Source organism: Kitasatospora sp. NBC_01287 (assembly GCF_026340565.1).
Lineage (GTDB): Bacteria > Actinomycetota > Actinomycetes > Streptomycetales > Streptomycetaceae > Kitasatospora.
The window spans coordinates 1,131,886-1,142,371 of the sequence record NZ_JAPEPB010000001.1 but is presented as its reverse complement, the minus strand read 5'-3'; the positions used below and the strand labels follow the sequence as shown (position 1 = coordinate 1,142,371).

Below are 10,486 nucleotides of genomic sequence, written 5' to 3'. Positions count from 1 at the left end.
GGGTTTGGTGGGATTGGCTGATGAGAGGAAGAAGGCTGCTGATGATCGAAGGTGATCGTTTGCTGGGCACACCTGATCGGTTCGCCGGAGACTGGGAGGGGGGCAGGTGAGACGGCACGGCCAGGCACGGGTGCCTGGAGGGTGAGGGCGTGATTCGGTGGGCGCAGCTGTGGTGAGGAGCAAGCTTGGTGGCGACCTCGCGAACGTGGGGTAGTGGGAGACCTATCGGGCCCGCTGGCCAGGCGATAGGCCAACCCCGCGGGTGCGGGGAGCAATTGCCCCACATGCTGATGGGGGTCCTGCTGGGTGTCAGGATCAGCCCTGCGGCTGTTGGGAGCAGGGGGTCCGGGTCGCGAACGGCTCCGGCCGCGCGATCAATCCCGCGAGTGTGGGGGCGCAGGCGTCCCCTTGGCCCGTAGGCCCGGCAGGGTGCCAATCCGACTGCTGCAGGGATGTGGGTGCTGACGGCAGCAGTCGGGTGACCGGGTGAGGGTAACCCCGCAGGTACGGCGAGCAGATCGAGGCGAAACTCGCGGAATAGTCCTGCAAGGGATCGACCCCGCGGGTGCGGGGAGCAGCAGGCTCAGGTCCAGCTCCGCGCCCACGACGTGGGATCAACCCCGCGGGTGCGGGGAGCAGACCTGGGAAAACGCCTGGTCGCGGGGTTGCGTCCAGGGAAGTGGTGTACGGGTTCCACCCGTTCCGGGGGTTTCGTCCCGGTAGCGGGTGTCGCCTGAGAATGTAGAACGGCCACCGGTTGATCCTTCGAGATGTCTGACGTCACGAAGAGGAGACCAACACGATGACCGCACCTGACAGTCTGCCGTTCGCCGCGCTGCTGGAGGAGAACCTCGCCTCGGCGAGTCCGGACTTGTTGCGCGCGATGGTGAAGACCTTCGCCGAGGCGATGATGTCCGCCGACGTCGACCGCGCCTGCGGCGGCGAATACGGCCGCCCGGGCGAGGACCGCACCAACTCCCGCAACGGCTACCGGCATCGGGACTGGGACACTCGCGCCGGCACCATCGACCTGGCCATCCCGAGAGTTCGGTCGGGGTCCTACTTCCCGTCGTGGCTGCTGGAGCGCCGGTGCCGGGCCGAGCAGGCCCTGGTCTCGGTGGTCGCCACCTGCTACCTGCTCGGCGTCTCCACCAGGCGAGTGGAGAAGCTCGCCGAGAGCATGGGCGTGACCCAGCTGTCCAAGTCCCAAGTGTCCGAGATGGCCAAGCACTTGGACGAGCGCGTCGCCGAGTTCCGTAACCGCCCGCTCGACCAGGGCCCCTACACGTTCGTCTGGGTCGACGCGCTCACCCAGAAGGTCCGCGAGGGCGGCCGGGTCGTCAACGTCCACTGCCTGGTCGCGGTCGGCGTCAACAACGAGGGCCAGCGCGAGGTCCTGGGCCTGGACGTCGCCACCAGCGAGGACGGCGCCGGCTGGCTCGCCTTCCTGCGCTCCCTGGTCGCCCGCGGCCTGGCCGGCGTCAAGCTCGTCGTCAGCGACGCCCACGCCGGGCTGGTGGACGCGATCGGCGCCACCGTGCCCGGTGCGGCCTGGCAGAGATGCCGAACGCATTACGCCCGCAACCTGCTCTCGCAGGTCCCGAAGTCCGCCCAGCCCTGGGTCGCCACCCTGCTGCGGACCGTCTTCGAACAGCCCGACGCGAAGGCCGTGCGCCAGCAGATGGCCACCGTCATCGCCGCCCTGGACGAGCGATTCCCCAAAGCCGCGGAGCACTTGGAGCACGCCCGCGAAGACCTGCTCGCCTTCGCCGCCTTCCCGCGCACCGTCTGGAAGTCGATCTGGTCGAACAACCCGCAGGAGCGCCTGAACAAGGAGATCCGCCGTCGCACCGACGTCGTCGGGATCTTCCCCGACCGCAGCTCGATCATCCGCCTGATCGGCGCCGTCCTGGCCGAGCAGAGCGACGAATGGGCAGAACAGCGCCGCTACATCGGCTCCGAGATCCTCGGCCGCTGCCGCCTCCACCCGATCGAGGGAGAAACCCTCGAAGAGACCAGCACAACCGCACTCACCGCATAGCCTGAAATCGGATCACCGAGTGGCCGTCGATACACCACTCCGCAGGACGTGACCGGTCGCGGCTGACCATGGGATCAACCCCGCGGGTGCGGGGAGCAGTCGGCCCGGGCGCGGTTGAGGAGCCACATGCCGGGATCAACCCCGCGGGTGCGGGGAGCAGCCGTTGACGAACAGGACCAGGTCGAGGGACCGGGATCAACCCCGCGGGTGCGGGGAGCAGAAGGTGACCCGCGAACTGGCCCACACCAAGGAGGGATCAACCCCGCGGGTGCGGGGAGCAGAAGGTGACCCGCGAACTGGCCCACACCAAGGAGGGATCAACCCCGCGGGTGCGGGGAGCAGAAGGTGACCCGCGAACTGGCCCACACCAAGGAGGGATCAACCCCGCGGGTGCGGGGAGCAGGCGCCCCGCGCAACAGTTCGGGCGCCTGGCCAGGGATCAACCCCGCGGGTGCGGGGAGCAGTCGATCCGCTGGCGGACCACCCGGCGGGCGCGGGGATCAACCCCGCGGGTGCGGGGAGCAGGCTAGGGCCGCCTCGTGCAGAATCGCACGCGCGGGATCAACCCCGCGGGTGCGGGGAGCAGCTGGATCAGCCCGTCGAGCTGGTCTGCCTGGAGGGATCAACCCCGCGGGTGCGGGGAGCAGGACGGCATCAGGGTGCTCGCGCCGGCGGGCGTGGGATCAACCCCGCGGGTGCGGGGAGCAGTCGAGACCGAACAAGGTGGTGGGGCTCCTTCCGGGATCAACCCCGCGGGTGCGGGGAGCAGAAGATCCACTGGTGGATGATCGGCTTCGTCGCGGGATCAACCCCGCGGGTGCGGGGAGCAGCCAAGACAGTGATCCCGAATGGGACACTAGTACGGATCAACCCCGCGGGTGCGGGGAGCAGCGATAAAGCCAAGGAGTAGCGATGATCGTTGAGGGATCAACCCCGCGGGTGCGGGGAGCAGGAGGACGGCGACGAGCAGTGGGGGGAGATCGGGGGATCAACCCCGCGGGTGCGGGGAGCAGTGTTCGTGAGCTGGGCGTTTACTGGGGGTGGGGGCGGTGGGTGGGTACTTTGGTGGGAACGGGCTTTTTGGGTGAAAGCGGTATCAATCCTCGGCCTGGCGCGCCATCTCGTGCAGCTGTGCCGGGGTGCTCTGGTGGTCCCGGGGTATGTCGGAGGCTTGGGCTGCAGGTTGGGATCCTACGGGCGATCCGCCCACGGACGGGGGCGCATCAGCAAAACGGTTCGTCCCCTCGGCAGGCTTGGAGGCTGAGGTCTGTCGCGGGGGCGGCATGAGCAGTGTGACGAGGTCTCCGACGCTCACGGGAGTGGCGAGGAGGTCGATCGGCGGGACCGTACCCGTGTCACGGTGATGCCCGTGCGTGCTCTGGCGCCGGGGTGTGGTCTCCGGTCGGTGGGAGGTGCTGGGCGAACGTACTGCCGGAGGAAGCAGCACTGTTGGCCTGCCGATGGTGGCGGATCGGCCGGGTGGCCGGCCGGCGTTCGGAGCTTTGAAGCCGGCGCGGAGGAGGGCGAGGTCCACTCGGAAAGCGTGCTGTTCGGTGGATTCTTGAGGTTGCTCAGGTGGACGAAGGTTTCGATCGGCTCCGGCCGCCCCGGAGAAGACCTGCGCCAAGGCGAGTGCCACGGTGTCGGATAGTCGGCCGCGCTGCCTTTGTAATGAGACGGGACTGAGCCCGGCCCGCTGCTGGCTCGCCGAGCGCCTTCGACGTTGGCCTCAGGCCGTGGGGGCGGCGGTCTTGTCGTGGTGGGCGGTCTTCAGGGCGGTCTTCAGGGCGGTCTTCTTGGCGGGGTTGCCGCAGGTGTCCATGGAGCACCAGCGGCGGCTGCCGGGGCGGGAGTTGTCGAGGAAGAGGGCGTCGCAGTGGGGGCCGGCGCAGGCGCGGATGCGGGTGGCGGCGGGGGTGGTGGCGAGGTCGAGGGCGTCGCGGGCGATCAGCGCGAGGGTGGCGGTGACCGGATCCGCCGCGTGCCAGTGGAGTTGGCCGGAGGTGTCGAGGCGAGGGGCCGGCACCGGGTGGGCGGCGGCCTGGTTGAGGAGCTCGGCGGAGGTGGGGTCGCAGGCAGCCGCGCCCCGCTCGCTGCGGGCCGCCAGGATCAGCTGGTGGACCGCCTCGCGGAGTGCGCGAGCGGACTCGACCTGTGCGGACTCGACCTGCCCGACCGCCACCTGCGCGGGCGGTTCGCCGACGTGGGGCCAGAACTGCCGTACCCAGGCGGCCAGTGACGCCGGGTCGGCGAGCTCCTCGACCACGTCGGCGGCGTCGGCCGAGCCGCGGTGGCGCAGGGTGCGGATGAAGTCCAGGCACACCTGGCTGGGCTGGCGGGCTCCGTACCTGGCGGCCGCGGCGCTGGTGCTGCAGCTCGCCGTGGTGCTGGCCATCAAGCTGCCGGTGACCGCGCCGCCCTCGCGGCAACGGTATCCCGCGTTGCTGGCCGAACCGCTCCGGTTGCTGCGGGCCGAGCCCGACCTGCGCCGATCCGCCTGGTACCAGGCCGCGTTGTTCGCCGCGTTCAGCGCCGCTTGGACGAGCATCGCGCTCTTCGTCACCGGGCCGGCGTACCGGATGGGCGCGCCCGTGGTCGGCCTGATCGCGTTGGTGGGTGCTGCGAGCATGTTCAGCACGCCGATCGCCGGGCGCTGGGTCGACCGGCGCGGGCCCGACCTGGTCAACCTGGCCTGCATGCTGGGCGTCGTGCTGGCGGCGGTCGTGCTGCTGGGCGGTCTGCTGCACGGCATGATCGGCCTGGCGGCCCTGACCGTGGGGATGCTGCTGCTCGACGTCGCTGTGCAGGCCGGTCAAGTTGCCAACCAGGCAAGGATCTTCGCGCTGCGTCCGGAGGTCCGCAGTCGGCTCAACATCGCCTACATGACCTGCTCGTTCCTTGGCGGCAGCGTCGGTTCCTGGCTGGGCGTCCGCGTCTACGACATCGGCTGGGGCAGCGTCTGCGGGGTGGTCGCGGTCGCCGCCGTGCTGGCCCTGCTGCGGCACCTGCTCCGACGGAGCGCGCCCACGCCCACGCCCACGGTGGCAGCGGCCGACACGGTTGCTGCGGGCTCAACGATATTGCAAGCGGCGGCCGCTGACGGAACGGCACCCGTCTGATCCCGCCGTCCGCCGTCCGCCGTCCGCCGTCCGCCGTCCGCGGCTCAGCGGTCCGGGTCCAGGAGCAGCTTGCCGAAGGTGCGCCGGGCTCGCAGGTCGGTGTGCGCGCGGGCGGCGTCGGAGAGTGGGTACACGCCGCCGACCTGGGGCTTGAGGCGGCCGTCGGTGGTCATCGCGAAGAGTTCGGCCATCGGCTCCCGGTACATCCCGGGGCGTCCGACGCAGTGCATCAGCCAGAAGCCGACCACCGACCGGGAGCGGCCCATCAGTTGGGCCGCCGCCACCGGGGTGGGCGGCACCCGCGAGGCCATCCCGTAGGTGACCAGGCGGCCGAACGGCGCGAGCGCTGCCAGGGAGGCGTCGAAGACCGGGCCGCCGGTCATCTCCAGGACGATGTCGACCTTGGCGCCGCCGTTCGCCTCGACCAGCCGCTCCTTCAGCCCCTCGCCGTCGGGCGCGGCCTCGATCGCGACGTCGGCGCCCAGTTCCAGGGCCAGTTCACGCTTCTCCTTGGACGAGGCGGTGGCGATCACCCGCCCCGCGCCGAACTCCTTCGCCAGCTGCACGGCCAGCGAACCGGTGCCGCCGGCGGCGGCGTGCACGACCACCGACTCGCCCGGTGCGATGCGCGCGCAGGTCCGCAGCAGGTGCCAGGCGGTGAGGCCCTGCACCACCAGGGCGAGCGCCTGGCCGTCGGTCACCGACTCGGGCACGTCGTGGGCCATCGCCTCCCACACCGCGGCCCGCTCCGCGTACCCGCCGCCGTCGCTGAGCGCCACGACCCGCCGCCCCTCGGCCGTCCGCCCGACCACCTCGCCACCGGGCACCATCGGCAGCGTGCTCCGCGACAGGTAGGAGTCCTCGACGGCGTGCGTGTCCGCGTAGTTCACCCCGGCCGCCGAGACCTCCACCAGCAACTGCCCCGGCTGTGCCGACGGCTCCGGCAGGTCGACGACCCGCAGCACCTCGGGGCCGCCGAACTCGGTGATCTGGATCGCGCGCACTCGCACTCCCTACTCGTGGGTAGCTGCCGTCCCGGTCAGCCAACACCGCCGACCGTCGCTTGTCCAGAGCTAAGCAAGCGCTTATTCAGTGGGGTGTCGGCCACCCGGAACGTGTCCCAGCGGTTCGGGCCGCCCCCAGGGGGCTCAGCCCCGCTTGACGGCCACGCCGCCGTACATGGCGATGTCCTGGTCGCGCACCCGCGGCGCGCCCTGGTCGGGCCGCCACTGGTGGACCAGCGTCACCCCGGGATCGAGCAGGTCGTAGCCGTCGAAGAAGGCGGTGGCCTCGGCCTTGTCCCGGACCTGCAGCGGGATGCCACGCGCGTTGTACTCGCGACTGACGCCGCCGACGCCCACCGGGTCGGTGTCACCGGTGAAGACGGTCAGCGCCAGGAAGCTGCCCGGGGCCAGCTCGTCCATGAAGCGCCGCACGATGGCCTGCGGGTCGTCCTTGTCGAGGACGAAGTGCACGATCGCGATCAACGAGAGCGCCACCGGCCGGCTCAGGTCCAGCACCTCGCGCAGCCGCGGCGCGTCCAGGATCGAGTCGACGTCGCGCAGGTCGGCGTCGATGTAGCAGGTCCTGCCCTGCGGCGTGCTGGACATCAGGGCCCGGGCGTGGGTGAGCACGATGGGGTCGTTGTCGACGTAGGCGACCCGCGCCTCGGGGGCGATGGCCTGCGCGATCTCGTGCAGGTTGGGGGAGGTGGGGATGCCGGTGCCGATGTCCAGGAACTGGCGGATCCCGTACTGCTCGGTGAGGTGGCGGACCGCGCGCTGCATGAAGGTGCGGGTGGTGCGCATCGAGACCGGCAGCGCGGGCCAGGCCTCGACGGAGGCGTGGGCGGCCGTCCGGTCGGCCTCGAAGTTGGTCTTGCCGCCGATCAGGTAGTCGTAGACCCGGGCCGAGTGAGGGACGTCCATGCGCAGGTCTATGCTCGGCCACTCGTCGCTTTGCGGCTTCTGTGACATCCAGTCCGTGTCGGACATATCGCTCTCCCGTTCGCCTGCTCGGTCAGTGGATCAAGAGTAACTTCCTTGGCGGCGGCCTGTCGTACGCACACTGAAGGATCGTCAGGTCCGACCGGAGGCCACCTGGGGTCTCCGCACCCGCCGCGGTGGCCGCCGCACTGAGGAAATCGCACTGAAGAAATCGCAGTGTGCGAAGCACCCGAATCGTGATCTGCGATGCGCCTCGGACGGGAACCCGAGGCCCTACGGTGCACGTCGCAGGCAGCGCCGCACACTCGCGCGGTCTGGTGGCACCGGAGAAGAGAGACCGAGGATGAACGGCCCGACCGAGGAGAGACCCGAGGAGAGAGCGGCCCAGGCCGACGGACCGTGGACGCTGCCCGGCTACACCGAGGAGCGCGAACTGGGCACCGGGGGCAGCGGCCGGGTGGTGCTGGCCCGGCACGACGCCACGGGGACCCGTGTGGCCGTCAAGTACTTGAGCAAGGCGCTCGGCGGCACCACCGCCTTCCGCCGCGAGGCGGAACTGCTCGGCGCCCTGCGCGTGCCGCAGGTCGCCCAGCTCTACGAGTACGTGGAGGGCCCGCGCGGCGCCGCGATCGTGATGGAGCTGGTGGACGGGCCCTCGCTGCGGGCGCTGCTGCGCCAGGAGGGGGCCACCTCTCCCGAGGCGGCGCTGGCCGTGCTCAAGGGCTCGCTGCTCGGGCTGGCCGCCGCGCACGAGGCCGGGGTGGTGCACCGCGACTACAAGCCGGAGAACGTGCTGGTCGCCCTCGACGGCTCGTCCAAGCTGGTGGACTTCGGCATCGCCGTGCCGAGCGGGGCCGAGCCGGGCATCGCCGGCACCCCGGTCTACATGGCCCCCGAGCAGTGGACCGGCGAGCCGGCCACGCCCTCGGCCGACGTGTACGCCGCCACCGCGACCTTCTTCGAGTGCCTCACCGGCGCCAAGCCCTACAACGGCACCACGCTGGCCGAGTTGGCCGCCCAGCACACCGAGGCCCCGATTCCGGACGAGCTGGCGCCCGAGCCGGTCCGCCCGCTGATCCGCGCGGGCCTGGCCAAGACGCCGGGCGAGCGGCCGGCGAGCGCGGCCGCGCTGGTCGAGCAGTTGGAGCGGGCGGCGCGCGCCGGGTACGGCGAGGACTGGGAGGAGCGCGGTCGCGACGCGCTCGCCGCCCTGGTCGCGCTGCTGCCGCTGCTGCTGCTCCCGGCCGGTGGCGGCGCCGCCACCGGCACCACCGCGCTGGCCACCACGGAGCTGGCCACCACGGAGCTGGGTGGTGGCCCGGGCGAACTCGCCGCGGCGACGGAGCCGGGCCCGGGTGCGGACCTGTGGCCCGCCGCCGGTGGGTCCGGAGTGCCGCGAGCTCGGCTGAGCCGCCGGGGCAAGCTGCTGGCGGGCGCGGTGGGCATCGCCCTGCTGGGTGGGGCGATGGTCCAGATGGCCGCCGCCGATGGTTCCGGCGCCTCGGGCACGACCGCCATGACGGGCCCGGCACCGGAGTTGACCACCTCGCTCGCGCCGGTCGCCGAGGTGTCGCCAGGCGGCTCCGTGGCGCCGAGCGCCTCGGGGTCGGCCTCGCCGTCCGCCTCGGCTTCGGTGTCGCCGTCCCCCTCGGCGTCCCCGTCGTCGTCCGCCTCCGCCTCCGCCTCGGCCTCGCCCGCCGCCTCGGGCACCGGTTCGCCGAGCGCTGCCGCCGGGGCCTCCGGCGCGCCGTCACCGAAGCCCGGCCGCACCGCGCCGACCGCCGGCGGGCCCGGCGCCACCCCGACGGCGCCGACCACTCCCGCCGGTTCGCCGAGCACCGCTCCCGCCTCGGCGCCGGCCTCCGCCCCCGCGACCACTCCGGCGGCCGTCCCGACCTCGGCGTCCGCCGCGCCGCCGTCCGCCTCGCCCACGCCGCCGCCCGCCACGCTGCGGATCACCGGGGTGACCATCAGCGGGTACGGCTGCTACCGGACCTACGGCACCAGCGGCACGGTCACCGTCACCTCCGACGGTGCCGCGGCCGGCACGCTGACGATCAGTTGGGTGGACGGTGGCAGCACCCGCAAGGTGGTCGCGACCCAGGTCCTGTCCATCGCGAAGGGGCAGACCACGGCCCGCTTCGCGGTCAACCACACCTTCGCGGACAGCGCGACCATGTGGGGCCTGCAGGCAGGCGGTTCCTATCAGGAGGTCGCCGCCTACCTCTGCAACCCGCCGCGCTGACCGCGTGCCGGTGGGGTGTCCGCCGAGCCGGCCGCCGAGCGGTGCCGGGCCGCCGCGGAGCTGATCCGGCCGGCCGCCGAGCAGCCGCAGACCAGCGGTGGACCCACCGCAGACCAGCCGCCAGGAAGAGACCATGACCGCACCACAGGACCCGACCGTCCACCTCCCGCCCGTCCTCCCGTCCCGCCCCGTCGACCCGGAGACCGACAGCGCCACCCTGCTCGACGAGGAGGTCTGGGACACCCCGGCCGTCACCATCGAGCTGCCTCCGGCGCCGGCCGACTCCACCGCCGTGACGGTGGAACTGGGCGCGGCCACCGAAGTGCCCACGGCTGCCGAAGCGTTCACGGCCACCGAAGTGCCCACGGCTGCCGAAGCGTTCACGGCCACCGAAGTGCTCACGCCCACCGTGCCGCTCGCCACCGAGCCGCTCTCCACCGCCGAACTCCCCGCCGACGAGCTGCCGGTGGCCGAGGACGGCCTGCGCCGCTTCGGCCCCGGTGTGCCGGTCGCGGCCGTGGCGGTCCCGCCGCAGCTCGCTGCCCGCTGGCACGGCGACGGCGGTGACAGCGGTGACAGCGGTGACAACGCGCCCGCGCCCGCCGAGCGGCCGGCCCGGGGCCGGGGCTCGCGCTGGCTGCTCCCGGTGCTGATCCTGCTCGCCGTGCTGGGCTTCCTCGCCTGGCAGTGGTGGCCGGACCCGCTGACGGTGACCGGCGTCTCGGTGCACACCGGCCCGGCCGGCCCGGCCTGCGACGGGACGGCCCAGGTGGTCGGGACCCTGGCCACCGAGGGTGGGGCCGGCACCGTTTCCTACCGCTGGCGGCGCAGTGACGGCACGGTCTCCGCCGAGCTCACCCAGGAGGTGCCGAAGGGCAGCCACCGCACCGAGGTGGTGCTGCGCTGGACCTTCGACGGCAAGGGGACGATGGCGGCCACCGCCACCCTGGAGGTGCTCTCGCCCGGTGCGCGCTCCGCCGCGACCACCTTCACCTACACCTGCCGCTGAGCGGGCGGGCCGGCCCGCACGGTCCGGCCCGCCCGCCCTGCGGCAGGGCGCGAGGAGCACGGGCGCGAACAGCACGGGCGCGAAGAGTCGGCAAGCGCGGAGCCGGCAAGCGCGGAATCAGCGCGC

7 protein-coding genes and 1 CRISPR repeat array are annotated in these 10,486 nt (G+C 72.4%); of the genes, 4 read left to right on the top strand and 3 right to left on the bottom strand.

All coding sequences use genetic code 11. The annotated features are described in order from the left end of the window. Positions 1 to 802: 802 nt before the first annotated feature. Positions 803 to 2,041 carry an IS256 family transposase gene (locus OG455_RS04600; RefSeq protein ID WP_266290464.1) on the top strand — a complete coding sequence of 413 codons (1,239 nt, stop codon included), beginning with the start codon at positions 803 to 805 and terminating at the stop codon, positions 2,039 to 2,041. Between the two features lie 70 nt (positions 2,042 to 2,111). Next, positions 2,112 to 3,054: direct repeats of the CRISPR family, unit length 29 nt; unit sequence GGGATCAACCCCGCGGGTGCGGGGAGCAG. A gap of 716 nt (positions 3,055 to 3,770) precedes the next feature. Here OG455_RS04600 and OG455_RS04595 read toward each other — a convergent pair. Further along, positions 3,771 to 4,364, bottom strand: a complete 594-nt coding sequence (locus OG455_RS04595) for an ABATE domain-containing protein (RefSeq protein WP_266290462.1) — start codon at positions 4,362 to 4,364, stop codon at positions 3,771 to 3,773. Here OG455_RS04595 and OG455_RS04590 point away from each other — a divergent pair. After that, positions 4,348 to 5,160 carry an MFS transporter gene (locus OG455_RS04590; protein ID WP_323185418.1) on the top strand — a complete coding sequence of 271 codons (813 nt, stop codon included), beginning with the start codon at positions 4,348 to 4,350 and terminating at the stop codon, positions 5,158 to 5,160. The genes OG455_RS04595 and OG455_RS04590 overlap by 17 nt on opposite strands. Before the next feature lie 44 nt (positions 5,161 to 5,204). Here OG455_RS04590 and OG455_RS04585 read toward each other — a convergent pair whose 3' ends face one another. Continuing rightward, entirely contained in the window at positions 5,205 to 6,164 is a 960-nt protein-coding gene (locus OG455_RS04585) for a zinc-binding dehydrogenase (RefSeq protein ID WP_266290460.1), read from the bottom strand. Positions 6,165 to 6,308: 144 nt separating this feature from the next. Continuing rightward, complete coding sequence (locus OG455_RS04580) at positions 6,309 to 7,154, bottom strand: SAM-dependent methyltransferase (RefSeq protein WP_266290458.1); 846 nt, start codon at positions 7,152 to 7,154, stop codon at positions 6,309 to 6,311. A 295-nt stretch (positions 7,155 to 7,449) separates the two neighbouring features. On the opposite strand from OG455_RS04580, the gene OG455_RS04575 reads away from it, so the two are divergent. After that, positions 7,450 to 9,351 (top strand): serine/threonine-protein kinase, encoded by a 1,902-nt coding sequence (locus OG455_RS04575; protein WP_266290456.1) that lies wholly within the window; start codon positions 7,450 to 7,452, stop codon positions 9,349 to 9,351. Between the two features lie 133 nt (positions 9,352 to 9,484). Next, entirely contained in the window at positions 9,485 to 10,360 is an 876-nt protein-coding gene (locus OG455_RS04570) for a hypothetical protein (protein WP_266290455.1), read from the top strand. Positions 10,361 to 10,486 lie beyond the last annotated feature (126 nt).